Origin of the sequence: Aliiroseovarius lamellibrachiae, from assembly GCF_018599245.1 — a bacterium.
Classification (GTDB): Bacteria; Pseudomonadota; Alphaproteobacteria; order Rhodobacterales; family Rhodobacteraceae; genus Aliiroseovarius; species Aliiroseovarius lamellibrachiae.
In genome coordinates this window covers 428,024-449,088 of sequence record NZ_JAHEVJ010000001.1, presented here as the reverse complement: position 1 = coordinate 449,088, position 21,065 = coordinate 428,024, and the positions used below count along the sequence as shown (strand labels likewise).

Sequence of the window (21,065 nt, the reverse complement as noted above, 5' to 3'; positions counted from 1 at the left end):
GATGGTCAATTCCGCAATAAAAAAGGGCCGTTTTTTTGGAGGGATGCCGCGCCAGTCAACGCCATTCTCATTTGCCCCTGTCGCGGTGGTCCGGCAGGATCGGGGCCTTCGAGGCCGAAACAGTGTGACACCGGAAAGAGCAAAGCACCGGTTCAGGGCACGCGCAAGCACATGGGCTTTGCTTTGATCTGCATTGTTTTTTCGGGAAACCCGCGTATCTTTCGTCAATCCAACGTCTTACGGAACCTCAAAAGGGAAAACAGCGCAAGCAGCAAGACAAAGCCACCAAGAGCAAGAAACGAGTCGGCAACCGTCGCGGCATCCGCGCCCTTGAGCATGACGGAGCGGATCAGACGCAGGAAATGCGTCAGTGGAAAGATCTCGCCCAGATACTGCGCCCAGACCGGCATTCCGCGGTAAGGGAACATGAACCCAGACAGAAGCAGTGACGGCAGGAAGAAGAAAAACGTCATCTGCATGGCCTGCATCTGTGTTCGTGCCACTGTGGAAATAAGATAACCGAGGATGACGAGGGACAGCACAAACACGAAAATTCCGGCAAGGATCACGCTCAGGCTGCCGACAAATGGGATCCCGAAGACCGCCTTGGCCGCGCCCAGCACAACAATCACCTGCACCCCACCAACAGCCAAGTAGGGCATAACCTTGCCCAGCATGATCTCAATCGGGGTGGCGGGCATCGACAACAGGTTTTCCATTGTCCCGCGCTCAATCTCGCGGGTCAGCGCCATTGCTGTCATCATTACCATCGTCAGTTGCAGGATCACGCCCAGAAGGCCGGGCACGATATTGTATTGGGTGATCCCTTCGGGATTGTAGCGGCGGTGCGTGACGATCGAGATGTTGTTGTGCCCCGCACTGCTGTCTGAAGTGTTGCCCGCTTCGCGTTGAAGCGCTTCGCTTGCAACCGTCCCCAAGGTCGACATGGCACCGGATGCCGCAGAGGGGTCGGTCGCATCCGCCTCGATCAGGATCGTCGCCAATTCATTGCGCTGAACGCGGCGTCCGAAATCGGACGGCACGGTGACCACAAACAAAACGTCGCCGCGCGAAATCATCGCTTCAGCTTCCTCGGCCGTCGCATTTGGTGCGATGAACCGGTAGTAGCCCGTCAATTCCAACGAGGTCACCATTGCGCGGGTGAACCGATCTTGTGTGGGGGCAACAAGGGCCGCGGGCAATTCCTTTGGATCAGTGTTGATTGCAAAACCGAACAGCATCAGCTGTAGCAATGGGATCCCCAGCGCCATCGCGAATGTCAGCCGGTCGCGGCGCATCTGAATCGATTCCTTACCCAAAAGGGCCCAAAGGCGGCGGAATGAAAAGTGTCGGCTCATAGCATGTTATCCTTGGACTGGCCCATGAGCTGGATAAAGACGTCTTCCAGGCTTGTTTCGGTCGGGGTAACCGTCACCCCGGTGCTTTGTGCCACCCGATTGACCGACGTCATCAAGGTTTGCTTGTGCCGCCCAACCACATGCAGCGACGCCCCGAACGGCGCAATTTGCTCCACGCCCGGTGCATCGCGCAAAGCCTCCGCTGCGTCATTGATGTGTTCGCCGCTCAGCACCAGCGTCGTCAGCCCGGCATCGCGAACCACCTGTTCAGTGGTGCCCTGGGCCACCAGCCGGCCATAGGAAATATAGCTTATGCGGTGGCACCGTTCCGCTTCGTCCATGTAATGTGTCGACACCAAAACCGTCAGCCCGTCGACGGCCAACCTGTGGATTTCATCCCAAAAGTCACGCCGGGCCTTTGGATCGACGCCTGCCGTCGGTTCATCCAGAATCAATAATTTGGGCCGGTGCATGACACAGGCCGCAAGGGCAAGCCGCTGCTTCCACCCACCTGACAGAGATCCGGCCAGTTGGTCCTTGCGCGAGATCAGTCCCAGATCTTCGAGTGTGTCGCGAACCGCCTGCCGTGGCTGTTCCATCCCATAGACACCCGCAACGAAATTGAGGTTTTCTGCTATTGTCAGATCCTCGTAGAATGAAAACCGCTGTGTCATATAGCCGACGTTGCGCTTGATCGCCCCGCGGTCCCTGCGGATGTCGTGGCCAAGCACCCGCCCTTCACCAGCGTCTGGTTCTAACAACCCGCACATGAGCCGGATGGTGGTGGTTTTGCCGGATCCATTTGGCCCCAGAAACCCCATGATCTCGCCCTCTGAAACATCCATCGACACGGCATCGACCACGGTTTTGTCCCCGTAACGCTTGGTCAGACCCTGAACTGAAATGGCAAGGGCGCTCATCGCTGAACGGGGCTCAGGGAAACGTCAACAATCTGGCCGGGTTTCAGCGCATGGGCATCATCGGGCCGCGCCTCGATCAAATAGACAAGCGTTTGACGGTTTTCGAGGGAATAAATGACGGGTGGCGTGAATTCCGTTTCGTCGGCGAGATACGTGATCTTGGCCGTGATGTTGTCTGGGCAGCCGTCACATCTGACCTGCAAATCATCGCCCAGCGCAATCTGGGAAAACGACGTTTCGGGCACATAAAGCCGAAGAAGAACCGCGCCTTCGCCCAACACCGACAAAACCGGTGCCGACGGGCCGGCGATTTCGCCATCTGTGCGGATGACGTCGAACACCGTGACCGGTTCGGCCAGTGTCAGCGTTCGTTGTTCCAGCGCCCATTGGGCAAGATCACGCGCGGCTTCGGCCCCGCGCACGGCGGCTTCGGCTGCCGCGATGGTCTCCGGTCGGGCGGGCAGTCGGGCGACGGCAAGCTCGGCTTCCAACTTCGCGACCGCGGCAGTGGCGGTTTCAGCGGCGGTGGCGGCGTCATCGCGTTGGGCTTGCGAGATCGCTCCGCGCGCCGCAAGGCTGACCATCCGGTCTCGCGTCCGCTCTGCTTCGGCCGCTTGCGCCTTGGCTGAGGATAGATTGGCCTCGATCACACCAATTTCTTCGGGGCGTTTGCCTTCGCCTAAATCAGCGAGATTGCTTTGGGCCTGCGCCAGTTGTGCTTCGGCTTGTGCCAAAGAGATTTCCGCGTCATCTCTTTCCATTTCGACAAGCACCGCCCCGGCCGCCAGACGATCGCCGCGCGCGACCGGAACTTTGGCGATCTGGGAAATGGCGACGGGTGCGACAAGCGTGAAGTTGCCTTCGACATAGCCGGTAGCAAAAGGCGCTGGCGGCGCGCAGGACGCAAACAGGCTTGCGACAAATGGGATACTACAAAGAAAGCTCATTCTTCTGCCTTTCGACTGCGTCACGACTGTCTGCGACAATGAGGTCGGAGTTCTGTTGCGTCTCGCGTGGGCCGGCCTCGTCCCAGGTCATGCGTTGGGGCGTGAACCGCACGCCATCCCGTCCTTCAGCCCTCGCACAAACCATCGTTGTTTGACAAATGATCGGTGAGTGCGGCGCTGTTGTGTTTGACATGGCCAACATGCACTCGGGTGGGGCGTCCCCTTAAAACCATCCAGCCCAAACACCAGCGCTCCGGCGCTGATCAGACTGTTATTTGTACTTCGTTCCCTGGGCTTTTCCAGCATGAGCGAACTGTCAATCAATCAGCAGATTTAATCAAGGACATTGTAATCATGAACAAATCCCGACATGTCCTGAGACCTTTTTACAGCGTCACATGGTGACAGCCCCCCTTCGCGTTATTGGAGGTTTGGGCGCTTGTTCCGCTCAGCCGCTTTCGCGAAATTGGGCACCGGAATTGGGCGTTGGGCATTGGGACGCGCGCGCCCAAAATATCGACTGTTGAACATCCCCTAATCGCCTCAGTTGCCGTATATGTTCCATTCGCCCAGTTTGGTCACGGACCCGCCGCCGGTTTGATCGCCCGCTCCCATATTCGGGTGCAACTCACGCGTTCAGCAGGCCGCACCAACCCGTCACGCTCCATCCGACGCAGAAGGTGCAGCATCCCGCTGTTGCTCATGCCCAATGCGTCGCGCAGTTCCGCCTGCGTCCGCGGACGTTTCAATGCGTCAAAAACATACCGCCGCCGCGCTTCCGCCGAGCTGTTGCGGCGACACGTCGCGCGCCCATTATGCCTCACCATTCGAAGCATCAGTTGGTCTCCTGATCGCTCTGTGTGCCACCGCGCACATGTGTTAGCGATGCGTCCACCGTGGCGGCATATTGGACCAGCGGACGTTTCAGGCCGTGCGTCACCAACACCCGTTGGATATCGCGGGTGGCGCCGGTCAGCCAAAGTGCGACACCCTGCTTTTGCGCCTTATGCGCGAGGCCCTCAATCATGTTGGCGCCGGTTGAATCGAGGAATGGCACGGCTGAGAAGTCCACAATCAGCGCCTTGTGCGTGTCATGAATGCGGTCAAGGACCGATCCAATCGAGGCCGTCGCGCCGAAAAACAGCGCGCCAGTGATCCGATAGATGACGACGTCCGGGTTCGCAGCCCGCTCCTCATGGTACTCGCCGCGCGGATTGGCCATGTCGGCTTCGTCTTGCCCAACAAAGGCGCTGTCGGCCGCGACCTCCGTTGTCTGGCTCATACGGTGAATGAACAAAACAGAACCAAGCGCAAGGCCGACGACGATGGCCTCTGTCAGGTCACGGAAGATGGTGAGAAAAAAGGTGGCGCCCAGCACGGTGGCCTCCCCCCAGCCAGAGCGGACGAGGATCGCAATGGCCGGTTTCTCGATCATATTCCACGCCACAACAGCCAAAACCCCGGCAAGCGCCGCAAGTGGGATATAGGAGGCAAGCGGCGCCGCGACGAGCATGAACAGCAGAATGAAAAATGCGTGCAAAAGACCAGCCACCGGCCCATGCCCACCGGCCCGAATGTTGGTGGCGGTCCGGGCGATGGTGCCGGTCACACAGAATCCCCCGAACAACGACGACCCGATATTGGCCGCGCCCTGCGCCACCAGTTCACAATTCGAGCGGTGGCGGCGACCGGTCATGCCGTCGGCAACGACCGCGGACAACAGCGACTCGATTGCACCCAGCAGTGTAAAGGACACTGCGGCAGGCAGCACCGCAAGGATTGCCGCTGTCGAAAGGGGCGGCAGGTGCGGGGATGGAAGCGACGATGGGATTCCGCCAAACTTCGTACCGATGGTCTGCACCGGCAGGTTCAGCACGCCAGTCGCAGCGGCGGCAAGGCCAACACCAATCAGCATCCCCGGCCAATGCGGACGCCAGCGGCGCAGTCCAAGGATAATCGCAACGGTTGCCAGGGAAACAGCCAATGCCTCGGGCGTCAGGCTGCCCCGTGCCGCCCAGAGCGTCGGGATTTTCTCCAGTAACGCGCCTGGTTCATGCTCCAACGTCAGGCCCAGCAGTTCTTTCACCTGACTGGCGAAAATGATGACCGCGATCCCGGCGGTGAAACCGACGGTCACCGGGAACGGGATGAATTTGATGAAGGTGCCCAGACGTAGAAAGCCAACAACCGTCAGCATCACCCCAGAGAGAAACGTAGCCAGGATCAACCCCTCCATCCCGTGCTGCGCGACCGTCGCCGCGACAAGGACGATGAAGGCCCCGGCCGGTCCGCCAATCTGAAAGCGTGATCCGCCGAGGAGCGAAACGAGAAAGCCCCCGACGATGGCGGTGTAAAGCCCCTGGGCCGGGGTTGCACCGGATGCAATGGCAATGGCCATCGACAGCGGCAATGCCACGATGGCGACGGTCAGCCCGGCGACGGCGTCTGTCCGAAGCTGCGCCAAACCATAGCCTTCACGCAGGACGGTGACGAGTTTCGGGGTGAAAAGTTCGGCGAAGCTCGGGGCGTCGCTCTGTCTGGTCGTTTGGTCTGTCATCTGTGGCCGCACCTTTGGAAAAGGGGGCGGCGGGATCGTCGGCATGACGTCGGCGGTCGCCGTCGCGGGTTAAGGGGTTAGTTTTTCGACGGAGGGATCTTCAGTCGCACGCCGCGTCCACCGGTCGTGCTGGCGGTGCCTTCCCCAATGAGTTCGACGCCGGCAAATTCGAACGCCGCGACGACCTTGGTCAGGCTGTCGACGACCCCGCGCACATTGCCGGAACTGGCCTCCATGCGTTGGACTGTTGGCACGGAAAGCCCCGCCAATTCGGCGAGAGTCTTCTGGTCAATACCGAGAAGGGAGCGCGCTGCGCGCATCTGAGGTCCGGTGATCATGGATGCATGTCCTAAATTGGATAATGGCTATCTAACTTGTGGATACTGATATGTCAAATATCAATTCAGATAGTTTGAGCATTAAAGCGTGATACCAAAGATATCGCAGGGCGGACCATCACTTTGTGATGCCAAATGGCCGCAAACCCCGCGTTGCCGCCATTGGATTTGCGCCCCCGCGCTTGACGTTTAACGCGAGCATGTATCGCGGAGGTAGGTCCGGTGCGACCAGAGGGTCAGCAAGATTTGGCATGATTTTCTGGCGTTCAAACTTGCCCCTGCTGATCACCCGAATCGCCCCCGCTGGGCAATGTGACCATGCTGATCCCCCCTCACGGCTTGCCAATCTTATCGCCGGGTTCCGTCAGAACGCGCCGAGGACGCCAGAAACGAGAGACTGCTCTCGCAGGATTGGGACGTTATTGTGAATGGTTTCTGACAGTGTGCTTTCGCATGATCGTTGCCTTGATCACGGCACACGCGTTTCCACAGCCAAGCAACACGTTCCATAGTCTGCAGGATTAGGTCTGCATTCATGGTCCAAGATGGCGATGGATATGCGCGGGCTGGTTGGGTGAACCCTCAAAATGACGCTGCTGAACATATTTCTGTCAAACACTGAAAAAATCTGTGGCGAGCGACAGTGACACACAGGTCGCTGTGGGCAGGGGCATGCCTTTGCGCTGTTGATCATCTTAAAGGAAACTGGCTGGGGTGGTAGGATTCGAACCTACGGTACACGCTACCAAAAAGCGTTGCCTTACCACTTGGCTACACCCCAACGGTGCGCGTGTAATAGTCCAATGCATCGAGGCGGTGCAACCCCAAAATCACCTAAAATGACGAAAATTATTCGTCCGCGCTGGCCGCATTCAAAAGGTCATTTTGTCGGTTCTCTTCGCGGTCCTGCGCAACCAGTTGATCCAAGGCCGCCTCATCGGCGGATTGCGGGGTTTCAGGGGCGTGAATGGGCGTGGCACCTTTGTCAGTAAGGGCGGCAACCACCACGCGCATTGCTTCGCCGCGCGCATTCGACAGCCCCGTGTCACGTTGATCAATCCACGCCGTAAAGCTAAGCCGCGCCCCTGTCTCCGTCACACGGTCAATCCAGGCCGCAGGCGCCGGGGTGCCAAGAATAAAGGGAAGCGCGGTCAATTGCGCGCGCCCCTCCTCCAACGCTTGTGGCAGGTTTGTGGTCTCGCGCAGAAAAATATCAAAGCCAAAGCGGCGCTCGCGGTTGCGGGTGTAATTGATGATCCGGCTCTTAAACACCGTCGCGTTTGGAATGCGAATATGGTTGCCATCAAAGCTGAGCAAAATGGTTGCACGCGAGGTCAGGCGGATCACCTTTCCCACATCGCCATTGATTTCAATTGTATCATTTGGGCGAAAGGGTTGGCGGATCGACAGCAAAAGCGAGGCGATAAAGTTTTCGACCGTATCACGCACCGCAAACCCAAGGGCCAAACCGATAATCCCCGCCGCCCCCAACACTGTGGACAAAAGCGCCGTCGCCCCAAGGATGTCCAGCGCCACCACAATACCCCCAATCACCGCCGCAATCCGGATAACCGTGCGGTAGATATCGGCGATGAATGCATTGGGGGCCAGCCGGTCCCAGGGTTGCCGCAACCGGGCGATACCAAAGCCAAGGCCAGCAACAACAACGAATGCTACGGCGCCGATCGCAACAAGCGGCAGAAAGGCAATCACTTGGGTCAGGCGCGCCATGAAGCGTTCCATCGCGGGGCTCAGCCGCTCGGTTAAATTCGTTGAAACCCCGACCTGATTTTCAATGGCAATCACGCCTTCAACCCGCTGCACAAGCTGTTGCAAATCGTCGTGACCAGTGGCGTCCAGGGTGGTGCCGCGCAGGGTCACAATACCCTCGTTCACGGTCACCGTTACATCTTGATAAGCCTGTAATTCGGTCAGAATATCGCGAATTTTGATGGCGATGGCGGCGTCCAATTCGACTTGGGCCGCCCCGGTTTCCGTGCTGATCGCCCCATCTTGCGCCACGACGGGCGCCATAAAGCTGATCGACAACAGAGTTGCGAAAAATACAGTGGAAACAAGCAGACGGAGAGCAGGCATGTCGAATATCCTTGATGAAATCACGCGCATCTTAAGGGGCGACATCCGTTCGCGAAAGGTCTTCTTTGCGGCGTTAAAGGCGCAGGGGGCGCGTCTTGGCCAACGCATCAAACGCAGCAAGATCCGCAATCAGCGCGTCCATATCGCTGAGCGCAATCATGTTTGGGCCATCCGACGGGGCCGTGTCCGGGGTGGGGTGGGTTTCAAGAAACACGCCCGCAATTCCCAATGAAACCGCAGCGCGCGCCAGCACCGGCGCAAATTCGCGCTGCCCCCCGGAAGAACCACCCTGCCCGCCCGGCATTTGCACCGCATGGGTGGCGTCCATCACCACAGGGAAACCCTGTTGCATCATGGTGGGAAGCCCGCGCATATCCGTGACAAGCGCGTTATACCCGAAAGAGGTGCCCCTCTCGGTTAAGATAATGTTTTCATTACCAGATGCGGAAAGCTTTTCGGCCACATGGCGCATGTCCCACGGCGCCAGAAACTGACCTTTTTTCACATTCACAGCCCGGCCAGTTTGCGCCGCGGCCAACAACAGATCGGTCTGGCGGCACAAAAAGGCCGGAATTTGCAGGATATCAACAACCCTTGCCACCGGGGCACATTGCTCCGGCGCGTGAACATCCGTCAAAACCGGCACATCAAGCTTGGCGCGCAATTCGGCAAGCATCCCCAACCCCTCGTGCAGCCCAGGCCCACGCTCGCCTGTCAGCGAGGTGCGATTGGCCTTGTCAAATGAGGCTTTGAACACATAGCCAAGACCCTGTGCCGCACAGATCCGCGCCATTTCCGATCCAATCTCAAGCGCATGGTCGAGACCTTCGAGCTGGCACGGGCCGGCAATGATCGTCAGCGGCAGATCATTGCCCATGCGCAGCTTGCCGATCGCAACCTCGCGCATATCAGGCACTGACCTGTTCACGCAGCACCGAGGCCGTAAGCGACATCATCAGATAGAGGCCCGCAAAAACCAGAAATGACAGCAAGGTATTTTCGAATTTGCGCGGATAGGTCGGCTCATCCGGCGCCACGGGACGCACCCCAAGTTCCAGATAGCGCGTTTGCTTATTGGCCTCGACACGCGCGCTTTCCAGTTGCTGCAGGGATTGCTGCATCAGCAACACACGGGTTTCCAAATTGGTTTGGGCGATACGCAATTGCGCGCTGACCGACGCCAAGGAGCCTTGGGCACCGGTTTCCGTCAGACGGGCGCGCAGTTCAGCAATTAGAGCTTCCAGGCGCTGAATATCGCCACGCACCCCGTCCACACGGGCTTTATTGGGGCGTGAATTGTCCAGAAGCTGTTGTAATGCTAGCTTTTTTTGCTGCAATTGCGTTTCAAAACCATTGACTTGTGACATCAAGGCGCTGGCGTCACTTGTGGCGTCAAACACGCCGAGTTTTTCTTGCAGGCGCAGCACTTCATTTTGCGCAGCGAGCATATCCTGTTCAGCCTCTTCATACGTCTCGCGGGAGCCTTGCATCTGGTCATTCCGCAGGCGTTGCGACAGGTTGTCGACCCGCTCTTCGGCATATCCAATCAAGGCTTGAGAAAACTCCTGGCTCAGCGCTGGCGAGGGTGCAATCACCTCCATCTTCACGATCCCTTCGGTGGGATCATAGCCGATTTTGACGTTTTTCTGGTATATCTTATAGGCTTTTTCATTGCTGGCGTCAGGGCTGAGGCGCTGAATGGAATCAATCTCATCCACACTAAAAGCCTGTTTAAACCCAATGTCCTGATCCAGTCGCAACATCGCATCACGCGAGGTCAAATAGCTTTGGACGGTGATCGAATCCTGTGAGGTCGCCAGACCGGATCCAGCGAATAAACCACCCAGTTTGCCGCCACCACTGTCAGCTTGCTGAATGACAAATTCGGTTTTGGTGGCATACATCGGGGTGGCCATTGTGTAAAAATAGAACCCCGCCAAAACCGTCGGCAAGAAGACGAAAAAGGCCAGCCGGGCCATCAGCATCACAAAGCGTTTGCGACGACGGCGCGCGATATCCATCTGGATATCCATAATGGCGCGGGCACGATCGGCGGTATCCAGCACCTGCGTACTTGGGACTTTGGCTTTCTCAACCGTTTGCGGAAGCTGGACTTTATCGTCTTTTTTCGCCCCATCTGTCGACACCAGATCAAGCATCGCGGCACGTTGGAATGGGTCGATCGCTGCTTTGCGCAACTGGCGCACTGCGTCAAAATCAGACGTGGCGGAAATTCCATGTTTTTGCGCAACGCGGCGGGCCATGCGCAATTGGCGGCCGGTCAACCCTTCGTCACGGATGGCGTTGATTTCTTGTTCGATTTCCTCGGGAGAGGCGTCCGGGCGGGCGGTTGCGAATTTCTGATCGGCAAACCCGTCTTCTTGTTGGCCAAGGGCGGCCTCTTCCATCGGATTAAGCTTACGGGGTTGGGTCGCTTGTGGCCTCGGACGCGGGGTGTCGGCAGCATGACCTTGCCGGGCATCGGCCACCTCGGATTGGATGGCGGATGCGGCACTGCGTCGAATGCGGAACTTTTTAGCCTTGGGTTTCGTAGTCATATAGTTGCTTCGCCTCTTCCAAGGTATCAAACATGTAAAGCTTTCCGTCGCGCAAAACAGCGGCGGAGCGACAGAATTTTTCAATCGTTTTCGCCTGATGCGAGACGATGATGACGGTGGAGTTTTTGAGCCGTTCGTTCAGCACATCCCCGGCCTTGCGGTTAAATTCGGCATCCGTGGTTTGCGGCATGCCTTCGTCGATCAGATAGATATCGAAATCCAGCGCCAGGAGCAGCGAGAACGTGAACCGCGACCGCATCCCGGCGGAATAGGTGCCCAGGGGATAGTCGTAATATTCCTCAAGCCCACACAGCCAGCGGGTAAATGCCTCGATGTAATCAGGATCCAGCCCATAAAGCTGCGCCACATAACGGGCATTTTCCTTGGCGGACAGCTTGCCAACGACCCCGCCCATGAACCCCAGCGGAAAGGAGATACGGCAATTGCGGTGGATCTCACCCTCGTCGGGTTTTTCCAGCCCCGCCATCATTTTGATAAGTGTGGTTTTTCCGGTGCCATTGCGCGCCAGAATGCCCAGCGAGTTGCCAAGCTCCACCTGAAACGACGCCCCCTCAAGGATCACCTTGCGCTGCGTTCCGGTCCAAAAGGACTTACTCACATTTACAAATTCGAGCATGCACACGCTCCGACACTGCTGCTTTGCCTCAGCGCTCTATGCGCCTTTGGTCCTTATATGCTCTTACACGAGCTTGGTTAACGAGGACCTATACGACATGATTTTGGCATCATTATGTCGGTGTCCCCGATAAAAACACAATGTCCAAACCGATTTTCAAACCGATTTGGACCATTTTTTTGCGTATATTTGGCGGGGATTGCCCCGCGCAGGGCGAACAATTAGTGCGAATCTAGGGGCAAATCGCTATTTTGTTTCTCAACCCGCAACAATTTACCCGCAATGAACGCAATGAACACCGCCCCAAAACTCATGAGGGCGCCCATCTTGGCCGCGTCCTGTATCGCGTTGCCCGGAAAGGCCACAGAGGCCACGAACAGCGACACCGTAAAGCCGATGGCCGCGACGCAACCGACCACAATCAAGTCAAGCGTGCGCATCCCGGCTGGCAAGCCAAGACGCATTGGATAGGCCGCAAACCAGCCAAACAGAAAGATGCCCACGGGTTTGCCGATCAACAGCCCCGCAAGCACCAGCCAGGTGGCTTCTGAGATCGCGTTAAAGACGACGCCCGCATTCAGCAAACCAAAGAAGAACAGAACCACCTCAACCGGCATCGCAAGCGCGTGTTCCATCTGGTTCAGCGTGTCTTTCAAATAACGCTCTGCGTCCGAGAAAATGCCAAACGCGCGGTCGGCGTGTGGGATCGCCGGGATGACAGGCAACAGGCCCAGCGCCGGGTGAATACCCGCCCGCGCAAAGCCATACCAGCTGAGGCATCCGGCGATCGCATAAGGCAACCAGCCCATGTGTTTTCGCACCCAGGTCGAACGTTTTCGCAGCTCATCCCCCGCATCCAGTTTGCGTGGCAACCAATTGAAAACAATAAAGGCGGAGGCCGCTGCGAACACAGACAGAAGCAACCATTGCGGGGCCAATTCGCCCGAAGGATAGAAGATCGCAAGAATGATCAGCCCGGCCGCATCATCAGCAATCGCCAGCAAAAGAAGGAAGCGTACCGCCGGATGTCCCGCGCCAAACACAAGCCGCCCCACCAGATAGCTAAACGCAATATCCGTGGCGGTGGGAATGGCCCATCCGCGCGCCACCGCATCAAAGGTGGACGAGCCAAGCAGCATGGCAATGCCAAGATACACCACAATCGGCCCAAGCATTCCGCCCGCGGTCGCAAACAGCGGCGTGGCGGCTTTTTTCCCGCGCAGGCTGCCGTTTTTCAGGATCACGGCCTCCCACACTTCTTTGCCGGCAATGGCGAAAAACAGCGCCATCAGCATGTCGTTGACCAGATAGTGAAAGGTAACGACCCGCTCTACATCGCCATATTCAAGGTGATGGGCGGCTTCACCGTAAGCGTGTTCCCAATGGCCGATGTCCACCCCGATCCAGCCGTTAAACCACAGCGGATATTCTACAATATGATGATAGGATGCAGCATCCGTGTTGGCCCAGATTAATGCGACAACCGCGCCCCCAATCAGCAAAACTGAATAAGTCGCGACAAAATTCCACACACGATACATTGCTCACCCCATCGTTATGCAAACAATCAGACCGCCCTGAGATCAGGACAGCCCGTTTGTTTTTCATTCCCTTTCACCCGAATAATGCACCTTTCGCCATTCGACAATGCAGTCTTGGGCAGGGGCATCTTTTGGGTCACATAAGGGTGACCATATTCCAGCTGATGCCCGCAAGGACCGCGCCGACGACAGCAAGGCCAATGTATGCGACAAAAACACGGGGTTTGACCAAAGCCCAGACCGCAACGGCGGCAGGGATACAGCTGACGCCCCCGGCAATAACAAAGGACATCGCGGCCCCTTGGCTCATGCCTTGTTCCAAAAGCGCGGCCACCATCGGCACAGCGGCATAGCCGTTCAGATAGGCAGGAGCGCCAACAATGGCCCCCAAAATGATCGGCAGGATGCCGTCCCCGCCCAAAACCTGCGCCACCCATTCGGCTGGGATGAATTTCAGCATCAGCGCTTCCAGCATATAGGCCAGCAAAAGCCATTTGCCCAAGAACAGCGCATTCTCAAGCACCGTGTCGCGGAATTCAGCGCGGCGCGGGGCGTCTTGCCAAAACTTCCAGTTCACTGCACCAGAAAACGGCCCATTTTCGTCACTGCACCCACAACAGCTTTTGACAGGGGAGTTCTTCAATGGATCCGCAAAAACCACGGTTTTCGCCATGCTGCGCACCACAAGCCCGCCAAACAGCCCGATCACGATCGCGGCCAAGCCTTTGGCGATGGCGAAATCCACCCCCAATGTCCCGGCCGTAATCGCAAACATCGCCGGATCCATCAAAGGCGAGGCAAGCCAAAACGCCATAACCGCCGACAGAGGGGCCCCAACGGCCAGCATCGCGGCAATGAACGGAATCACTTCGCAGGAGCAAAACGGCGAAATGCCCCCCGCAAGCGCCGCCAGCACAATCATCCGCCCCTCGCGCCCCTCAAAGGCTTTGGCAAGCAGCGTTTCCGCGTTGGTCGCTTTCAGATATCCCACCGCAAAGATTGCAAACAGGATAAAGGGCAACGTATTGGCAAAGGCTTTCAGGGCAAAAATTATCGTCGGGCGGATCTCGGCCGGGGCCAAAACCGCAAGGATCAGCGGGATCGCCAGAATAGTCCCCCACGCCCAATCCGGTTTCCACCTTTGTGGTGCTGTCTGTGTTGCATCAGTCATGGGTAAGCCCCTCTTCTTCGCCGCAATCCGCGCAGCATTCCAAAAGCAAATAGTCCGACAAGGCGCGCATCACATCATATTCCGCAGCGGCGCAAATGATGGATCGGCCCTGTTTTTCCTGTGTGACCAACCCTGCGGCGGCCAGAATTTTCATGTGGTGCGTCAACGTCGATCCGGTCACGCCGGAACGCTCCCCCAGGGCACCGATGGTCAACCCATCATGCCCAGCGCGCACCAGGATGCGCAGGACCGTCAGGCGTTGCTCGGACCCAAGGGCCGCAAATTGCGACGAGGCCAGTTCAACAGGGATGGGGCAGGTTTGTAGGCGTGATTCATGCTTCATATTTCTAGAAATATAGAAATAACCGAGAGGCGCAAGTTTTATTTTCACATCTCTCGAAATATCTCGCTCTCTTGCCTTTCCGGGCCAGCGCTTTAGGTTTTGCCCATGACCACCCCAGCGCGCCCCCTTCAGACCGAGCTTGCCGCCTGCCGGATCTGCGCCGATCGCTTTGCCGCAACCCACACCGCACATGCCCCCCGGCCGATTGTCTGGTTTCAACCCGGCGTGCGCATTCGCATCATCGGCCAGGCACCGGGCATGCGCGTGCACCAATCAGGCGTGCCGTTTGATGACCCGTCCGGCGACCGGCTGCGTGATTGGATGGGGTTTGACCGGGATCAGTTTTATGACCGTACCCGCGTGGCCATAACCCCGATGGCCTTTTGCTTTCCGGGATATGACGCAAAAACATCTGACCTGCCGCCGCCGAAGATCTGCGCAAAGACTTGGGCCGCGCAGGTGAACGACACCATAGGCTCTCCGCGCCTTACCCTGATCGTCGGCGGATATGCGCAAAAGTGGCATCTTGGCGTGAAAACCAGCGTGACCGAGACGGTTTTTCACTGGCGCGCCCACGCGCCGCACGTCTTTCCCTTGCCACATCCCTCGTGGCGCAATACGGGATGGATCAGGAAAAACCCTTGGTTCGAGGATGCGCTGCTGCCCGCCCTCAGAACCCGGATCGCCGAGGTGATGACATGACAACAACCGAAACCCAGCTTGATCAGGCCCACGCGCTGATGAGCAACAATCTGGACGATGACGCGGCGCGCCTGCGGTTTTACGAACGCCTCGCGGATGGCGAGCTGTTCTTGCTGCTGGCCCGTGAAGCTGCTGGAAGTGATGACGAGATTGAACCCGAACTGTTTGAACTGGAAGACGACACCTATGTGCTGGTGTTTGACCGCGAAGAACGGCTGGCGGAGTTCGTTGGAAAACCCGCACCTTACGCCGCCCTGCCCGGCCGGATTGTGGCCCGGATGCTTGCTGGGCAAGACATCGGACTTGGCGTGAACCTCTCCGTGGCCCCCTCGTCCATCCTGATCCCGCCGCCTGCTGTCGATTGGCTGGCCGCCACACTTGAAGGCGCGCCGGAAGAGGTTGTGGCGCAGGTCACCGAAATCAAGGCGCCCAGCGCACCCGAAGCCCTGATCGCCGCTTTAGATGCAAAACTCGCCAGTGCTGCAGGGCTTGCCAGCTGCGCCTGCCTTGCCGGTGTCACCTATTCCGACGGTCGCAAAGGCCATGTGCTTGGCTTCATCGACGCAGCCGAGGGGGCCTATAACGCGCTTGCCGGGGCCGCAAACGAAGCACTGACCTTTTCCGGTGTGGAAGCGGGCGAAATGGACGTAGGGTTCTTTGCGTCTGAGGATGTCATGGCGCAAAAGCTGGTGGCTTATGGTCTGAAATTTGACCTCCCCATGCCAGAGACGCCCGAGCCCCTTAAGCCCATTGCACCGGGATCTGATCCAGAGAAGCCGCCTATTCTAAAGTAGGCCTTATGGCACAGGGGCGTTGCCCCTCGCGCTTTGCGCTCACCCCAGGATATTTATGACAAGAAAAATGCGCGATCTTTTTTCTTGTTAGAAATATCCCCGCCGGAGGCCAGAAAACATATGACCTAACGCAAGGGATCCCCAACAAAGATGGGCGCGACAATTGCCGCGCCCATTTCAGTTCATAAGTGTGACGAAAACGCTTAGCCGCGCTTCCAGATCCACATCATGTTGTTTTCGTGCTTGCCGGTGTCTTCACCGATCACAACCGAACCGTCTTTACGTACAATCAGGTTGTCTGGGTTAGAGATGCTGTCCGTTGGGCAGGCATTCGGCTTGTTGGCTTTGTCATACCCGTGACCGGCCACCACCGGCGCCATGCTTTTCACGTCATAATCCGCTTCCAGCGGCATTTCGTAAACGACACCACATTTGTTGGCTTCCAGACGCACGTCGCCTTCGCCATCCGCCATGGTTTTGCCGATCGACGACATCGCCATATACATGAAGGGAACAGAACCGTCTTTCGCACCTTCATAGTTGATGTTCACGCCTTCCATCTTGCGAAATTCCGCGGTGGCCCCTTTGGCGGCGGCGGCTTTGCGGCTTTCCAAGAAGGCCACGCGGTTGTCAGCAGCTTTGCCCGCCGCCCAATCCGCGATGTCCGCTTCGGTCAGATAGCTGTTTTTGCCCTCTTCAAACTGGTCAGGCGTGATGCCGTCATAGTCTTTGATCCAAGCGGCCACATCGTCATTTGAACCATGCGCCAGCTCTACCCAGCTTACATCAAAACCAGTGGTGGCCGAGGGAGCCGCATTGCCCGCATCGCGTTGGGTAATTTTGGCCGCATAAAGCGTCCCGCTGCTCAGATCGCCAGCTTTATCCGCCACGAACTTATAGAACACAACACCGGTGCCATCGTCTGACAGATACACGGTTTTATTGTCCGGCATCACAACCGAGTTCTCATGGCTAAAGCGTCCCATGGCGAAATGCTTCACCGGGGTGGCTGTACCGGTTGGGTCGGTGATTTCAACGATGTAACCATAGTCATATGGGTTCGGATATGTGCCCAGATATTTCGCCAGATCCTGCTGCCCATCGTGGTATTTATAACCGGGGTTGTTCCAATCAGAGGAATTGTCGAAGTAAAGCTCTTCTGAGCTAAGCGGCGTCATCCACGGTGACACGGTGCCAAAGCAGTTGACCCAAGTGCCTTTCACGGCAGAGAAGTCCAGCATTTCAATGTCAGACGCGGTCCAGGTGCCGTCTGCGGCGCGGGCCAATTTGGCGCGGCTCATGCCTCCGGGGCGGTTCTCCCAGTTGGTGAACAACAGGCCTTCGGTGTCAGAAGTGGGGATATAACCGTTGAAATCCGGGTCATTTGACGAAAACAAATCCGCGCCTGAGATGGTTTTGATCATGCCAACGCCCTGATCACCCTCTTGCATCAGGATCTGATACTCCCCCAAGGTCGAGGTCACGATTTTTTTGTCGTCGTCAGAGGTCGGAACCGCCAAAGCACCCGCAGTCCAGTCCACATTCGCAATGACGCCAACGCTGGCCTTGGCAAAGCGGTTGCCCAAATCATCGTCTGGGTGCTGGGTGTTGAAAAACAGATCAGACCCCTGCTCATAAATACCGGTGATTTCGGCGCCCTTTTGCACAGCCACCACACGGGTCAGGCTATCGGCAAACAGGGCAGCGGGGGTAAGTGAAGTTGCGGCCAACAGGCATGTAAGCGTCTTTTTCATTTGGGTCACTCCTCAGGTGTCAAACAGGGCCATCCGCCCCTTGGCACCGCATTTATGGGGGGAGTGTAACAGGTTAGAGACGGGTGTGTGACAGGGGTGTGAAAGTCACTGAATTCGCGTGGGAGCGACCGGCCAGCTCACGAAGGGCTTCTCCAAGTCGGGCCGCTTTACCCGACACACTCCCGGTACAAAATGCTCGTCATCGGGGACAAAACTAATATCCAAATGGCTGCCTACGAATAAATGGTAACATATGCCATCTCCAAATGTCGCCCAATGCGCAGTTGCCCCTGTGTCGGCGGTTGCTTTACTCGAATAAAAAAACGGATGCTGAGATCGCTTCTTCCCCTGCCTTAGTTGCCTCACTTCAGGCAATAGATCGAACAATAGTTTGGGAATGGCATCATCAAGCAAAGTTTCATTCGAATACCATTTGACAGTAATACGAAAGTCATCGGTCGCTATTCATTTGGTTTCCTGCCAATGAAGCGCCAATGCCAATTTCGCGCCATATAGCAACATCGCTTGTGAAACGAGAGGGCCGCCTACATTAAAGGCACCGGCGCTCCCGTAGTTATTATCAGGTATGTATTTCCGCGCTTGCTTTTTTTGGCAAAAGCTTGGCTGCATTTCAGCAAAAATGTCGGGGGGTTCCTTTGCGAGATGTTGAAGCTTTCTTGCAAAGTGATCACCAGCAGTATCGGTTTCAGAAAACCGTATGCTACCGACTAGACTGGCAATATCTTCAAACCATTATGAGCCTTGATTACATGCGTCGCAACAAGGGAACGCCAGGCCGCCCGGCCGGTCTTTAGGAAACATCCCTTTGTTCGGCATATGATCCCAACTCGAGGGTTTTTCCCCACCGCCACAATAGATGCAGTAAGGATATAGCGCCAAGAGCTTGCGCTTTTTTGCTTTCTTAACCATCCAATCTGGACGTTAGTTAATTCAGCCTCACCCCTCCAACGCATCCAACCGCGCCTTCAGCGCTTCGTTCTCTTCGCGGGCTTTTTGCGCCATGGCGCGCACGGCGTCGAACTCTTCTCGGGTGACGAAATCGCGGTCCGCCAACCAGCGGTCCATCCAGGATTTCATCGCGTTTTCCGCCTCGCCTTTTGCCCCTTGGGCCACGCCCAGCGCGTTGGTCATGATTTGTGACAGGTCATCAAACATTTTGTTGCGCGTTTGCATGGGGCTCTCCTTGGGGTTTGGGCCAATCTGGCCGCGTTTCATGCGCTGTATATGGGGGCAAATGCGCGCTGACACAAGATCAACGCACAAGTTCGCCGCCGCCCGCGTGTGACCCTCGCCCCCCATTGACACCCCCCGCGCGCATTGTCAGGAATGCCCCATGTTTATGGCCATTCCCTTTCCCGCGCTCACGCCCGAGATCTTTTCGATTGATCTTGGTCCCATTCATTTTGCCCTGCGCTGGTATGCGCTTGGCTATCTGGTGGGCATTGCGATTGGCTGGTGGATCATCGCGCAGGCGTTGAAACGCACAGCCCTGTGGCGGGACAAGCCCCCGATGACCCGCACCCAGCTGGAGGATCTCTCGACCTGGATCATCATTGGCATTATCGCCGGCGGAAGGCTGGGATTTGTGCTGTTTTACCAGCCCGGATATTACCTGTCGAACCCGGTTGAGATCCTGAAGGTCTGGCAAGGCGGCATGTCGTTTCACGGCGGCTTTCTGGGCGTCATCACCGCGGTCTTCCTTTTCTCACGCAAACACGCGCTGCCTTTGGCCTCGGTTGCCGATTGTCTGGCGATTGCAGCCCCCATCGGCATTGGCCTTGTGCGCATTGCGAATTTCATCAACGCGGAACTGTGGGGCCGCCCAACCGACCTGCCGTGGGGGGTGATTTTCCCCGGCGAGGCGGCGCAAACCTGTCTGGGCATCGTCGGCCCCTGTGCGCGCCACCCCAGCCAGCTTTATGAAGCCGCCCTTGAGGGCGCGGTGCTGGCCGCTGTGCTGTTGCATCTTGCGTTTAGATCCGGTTGGCTGAAACGCCCCGGTGCGCTGACAGGTCTGTTCTTTCTGGGCTATGGATTTGCGCGCTTTACAGTAGAGTTTTTCCGCCTGGCCGATGCCCAGTTCATCACCCCAGACAACCCTTGGGGGCATGTGATCCGGGTTGGGCATTACGGGACGACGATGGGGCAAACCCTGACCCTGCCGATGATAATAATCGGGGCGCTCACGCTGATCTGGGCCTTTCGGTCCACCCCCAAAGGGGCATCTGCCGGGGATCAAACCCCATGACTGGCGCGCTCTCTGATCTTCTGTTGCGGCGCATCACCAAAACCGGCCCGATCACATTGGCGGAGTTTATGGCCGATTGCCTGATGCACCCCGAACACGGTTATTACGCAACGCGCGACCCGTTTGGCACAGCGGGCGATTTCATCACCGCGCCTGAAATCAGCCAGATGTTTGGCGAGATGCTGGGGCTGGCGCTTGCACAAGCCTGGATGGACCAAGGCGCGCCTGCGCGTTTCACCTTGGCTGAACTTGGCCCCGGTCGCGGCACGCTTATGGCGGATATCCTGCGCGCCACACGGGGCGTGCCGGGGTTTCACACCGCAGCTGAGGTGCATTTGGTCGAGGCCTCACCGCATTTGCGCGGCGTGCAAACCACCCGCCTTGCCCCCCTGCACATCACCCACCACGACACCGTGACCACCCTGCCCGACCAGCCGCTGTTTCTGGTCGCAAACGAGTTTTTCGACGCGCTGCCGATCCGCCAATTCGTCCGCAAAGGGGATTTTTGGTGTGAACGACAGGTGGGCGAGACGGAGGGCAAGCTTGCCTTGGGCCTGACCGCGCCCTTGCCCAATGCCGCGCTGGATCACCGGCTGAATGACACAAAAGACGACGATCTGGTGGAGCTTTGCCCGGCACTGGCCCCGATCTGCGAAGAAATAGCCACGCGGATTGATGCCCACGGCGGGGCCGCCCTGATCATCGACTATGGCGATTGGCGCTCATTGGGGGACACGTTCCAAGCGCTGGCCGCACATAAAGCCACCGACGCAATGGCCGCCCCCGGCACGGCGGATCTGACCGCACATGTGGATTTTGAACGCATCGCGCATTTCGCAGCCCCCTTGGCGCATTCGCTTTTGACCCCACAGGGCGTGTTTCTCGAACGTCTGGGCATCACCGATCGCGCCCAAGCGCTGGCCGCGCAAATGACCGGAGCGCCGCTTACCACCCACATCGCGGCACATCGCCGCTTGACCCACCCCGATGAAATGGGGACGCTCTTTAAAGTGCTGGGGTTGGTTGGGCGCACGTCGCCTGACATTCCCGGCCTGATCCGTGCCAACCCCAAGAGGTGA

The 21,065-nt window shown here is 57.6% G+C and carries 19 protein-coding genes and 1 tRNA gene; 4 read left to right on the top strand and 16 right to left on the bottom strand.

Features of this window, described 5'->3' with window-relative positions:
* Positions 1 to 224: 224 nt before the first annotated feature.
* The 14 genes from KKW20_RS02285 to KKW20_RS02220 form a co-directional block, all read right to left on the bottom strand.
* Positions 225 to 1,358, bottom strand: coding sequence for an ABC transporter permease (locus tag KKW20_RS02285; protein ID WP_214565706.1), 1,134 nt, complete (start codon positions 1,356 to 1,358; stop codon positions 225 to 227).
* On the bottom strand, positions 1,355 to 2,278 hold the full coding sequence (locus tag KKW20_RS02280) for an ABC transporter ATP-binding protein (RefSeq protein ID WP_214565704.1): 924 nt from the start codon (positions 2,276 to 2,278) through the stop codon (positions 1,355 to 1,357). The genes KKW20_RS02285 and KKW20_RS02280 overlap by 4 nt, the downstream gene beginning before the upstream one ends.
* A complete protein-coding gene (locus KKW20_RS02275; RefSeq protein ID WP_214565702.1) occupies positions 2,275 to 3,225 on the bottom strand; it encodes an HlyD family secretion protein in 951 nt (316 codons plus the stop codon). The genes KKW20_RS02280 and KKW20_RS02275 overlap by 4 nt, the downstream gene beginning before the upstream one ends.
* Before the next feature lie 578 nt (positions 3,226 to 3,803).
* A complete protein-coding gene (locus KKW20_RS02270; protein WP_214565700.1) occupies positions 3,804 to 4,061 on the bottom strand; it encodes a winged helix-turn-helix transcriptional regulator in 258 nt (85 codons plus the stop codon).
* On the bottom strand, positions 4,061 to 5,782 hold the full coding sequence (locus KKW20_RS02265; RefSeq protein ID WP_214565699.1) for a SulP family inorganic anion transporter: 1,722 nt from the start codon (positions 5,780 to 5,782) through the stop codon (positions 4,061 to 4,063). Before KKW20_RS02265 ends, KKW20_RS02270 begins: the two co-directional genes overlap by 1 nt.
* A gap of 77 nt (positions 5,783 to 5,859) precedes the next feature.
* Positions 5,860 to 6,120 (bottom strand): helix-turn-helix domain-containing protein, encoded by a 261-nt coding sequence (locus tag KKW20_RS02260; RefSeq protein ID WP_214565698.1) that lies wholly within the window; start codon positions 6,118 to 6,120, stop codon positions 5,860 to 5,862.
* Positions 6,121 to 6,826: 706 nt separating this feature from the next.
* Positions 6,827 to 6,901, bottom strand: a tRNA-Gln gene (locus tag KKW20_RS02255).
* Between the two features lie 68 nt (positions 6,902 to 6,969).
* Entirely contained in the window at positions 6,970 to 8,217 is a 1,248-nt protein-coding gene (locus tag KKW20_RS02250; protein ID WP_214565697.1) for a mechanosensitive ion channel domain-containing protein, read from the bottom strand.
* Positions 8,218 to 8,290: 73 nt separating this feature from the next.
* Entirely contained in the window at positions 8,291 to 9,124 is an 834-nt protein-coding gene (kdsA, locus tag KKW20_RS02245) for a 3-deoxy-8-phosphooctulonate synthase (RefSeq protein WP_214566050.1), read from the bottom strand.
* A gap of 1 nt (position 9,125) precedes the next feature.
* Positions 9,126 to 10,775 (bottom strand): KpsE/RkpR family capsule polysaccharide export protein, encoded by a 1,650-nt coding sequence (locus KKW20_RS02240; RefSeq protein WP_214565696.1) that lies wholly within the window; start codon positions 10,773 to 10,775, stop codon positions 9,126 to 9,128.
* Positions 10,753 to 11,412 carry an ABC transporter ATP-binding protein gene (locus KKW20_RS02235; protein ID WP_214565695.1) on the bottom strand — a complete coding sequence of 220 codons (660 nt, stop codon included), beginning with the start codon at positions 11,410 to 11,412 and terminating at the stop codon, positions 10,753 to 10,755. The genes KKW20_RS02240 and KKW20_RS02235 overlap by 23 nt, the downstream gene beginning before the upstream one ends.
* A 221-nt stretch (positions 11,413 to 11,633) precedes the next feature.
* Positions 11,634 to 12,953 carry a Na+/H+ antiporter NhaA gene (locus KKW20_RS02230; protein ID WP_214565694.1) on the bottom strand — a complete coding sequence of 440 codons (1,320 nt, stop codon included), beginning with the start codon at positions 12,951 to 12,953 and terminating at the stop codon, positions 11,634 to 11,636.
* 136 nt (positions 12,954 to 13,089) lie between these two features.
* Positions 13,090 to 14,124, bottom strand: a complete 1,035-nt coding sequence (locus tag KKW20_RS02225; protein ID WP_214565692.1) for a permease — start codon at positions 14,122 to 14,124, stop codon at positions 13,090 to 13,092.
* Positions 14,117 to 14,467 carry an ArsR/SmtB family transcription factor gene (locus tag KKW20_RS02220; protein ID WP_214565691.1) on the bottom strand — a complete coding sequence of 117 codons (351 nt, stop codon included), beginning with the start codon at positions 14,465 to 14,467 and terminating at the stop codon, positions 14,117 to 14,119. The genes KKW20_RS02225 and KKW20_RS02220 overlap by 8 nt, the downstream gene beginning before the upstream one ends.
* 105 nt (positions 14,468 to 14,572) lie before the next feature.
* Here KKW20_RS02220 and KKW20_RS02215 point away from each other — a divergent pair, with 105 nt between their 5' ends.
* Positions 14,573 to 15,169, top strand: a complete 597-nt coding sequence (locus tag KKW20_RS02215) for a uracil-DNA glycosylase family protein (protein WP_214565690.1) — start codon at positions 14,573 to 14,575, stop codon at positions 15,167 to 15,169.
* Positions 15,166 to 15,963, top strand: a complete 798-nt coding sequence (locus KKW20_RS02210) for an SseB family protein (protein ID WP_214565689.1) — start codon at positions 15,166 to 15,168, stop codon at positions 15,961 to 15,963. The genes KKW20_RS02215 and KKW20_RS02210 overlap by 4 nt, the downstream gene beginning before the upstream one ends.
* 203 nt (positions 15,964 to 16,166) lie before the next feature.
* Here the strand turns inward: KKW20_RS02210 and KKW20_RS02205 are convergent, their stop codons facing one another.
* On the bottom strand, positions 16,167 to 17,717 hold the full coding sequence (locus KKW20_RS02205) for an alkaline phosphatase PhoX (protein ID WP_214565688.1): 1,551 nt from the start codon (positions 17,715 to 17,717) through the stop codon (positions 16,167 to 16,169).
* Between the two features lie 957 nt (positions 17,718 to 18,674).
* Complete coding sequence (locus KKW20_RS02200; RefSeq protein WP_214565687.1) at positions 18,675 to 18,911, bottom strand: accessory factor UbiK family protein; 237 nt, start codon at positions 18,909 to 18,911, stop codon at positions 18,675 to 18,677.
* A 160-nt stretch (positions 18,912 to 19,071) separates the two neighbouring features.
* Between KKW20_RS02200 and lgt the strand changes: the two genes are divergently transcribed.
* Together lgt and KKW20_RS02190 are read left to right on the top strand one after the other, a co-directional pair.
* Positions 19,072 to 19,986: a prolipoprotein diacylglyceryl transferase gene (gene lgt, locus KKW20_RS02195; protein ID WP_214565686.1), complete on the top strand. Its 915-nt coding sequence runs from the start codon at positions 19,072 to 19,074 to the stop codon at positions 19,984 to 19,986.
* Entirely contained in the window at positions 19,983 to 21,065 is a 1,083-nt protein-coding gene (locus KKW20_RS02190) for a class I SAM-dependent methyltransferase (RefSeq protein WP_214565684.1), read from the top strand. The genes lgt and KKW20_RS02190 overlap by 4 nt, the downstream gene beginning before the upstream one ends.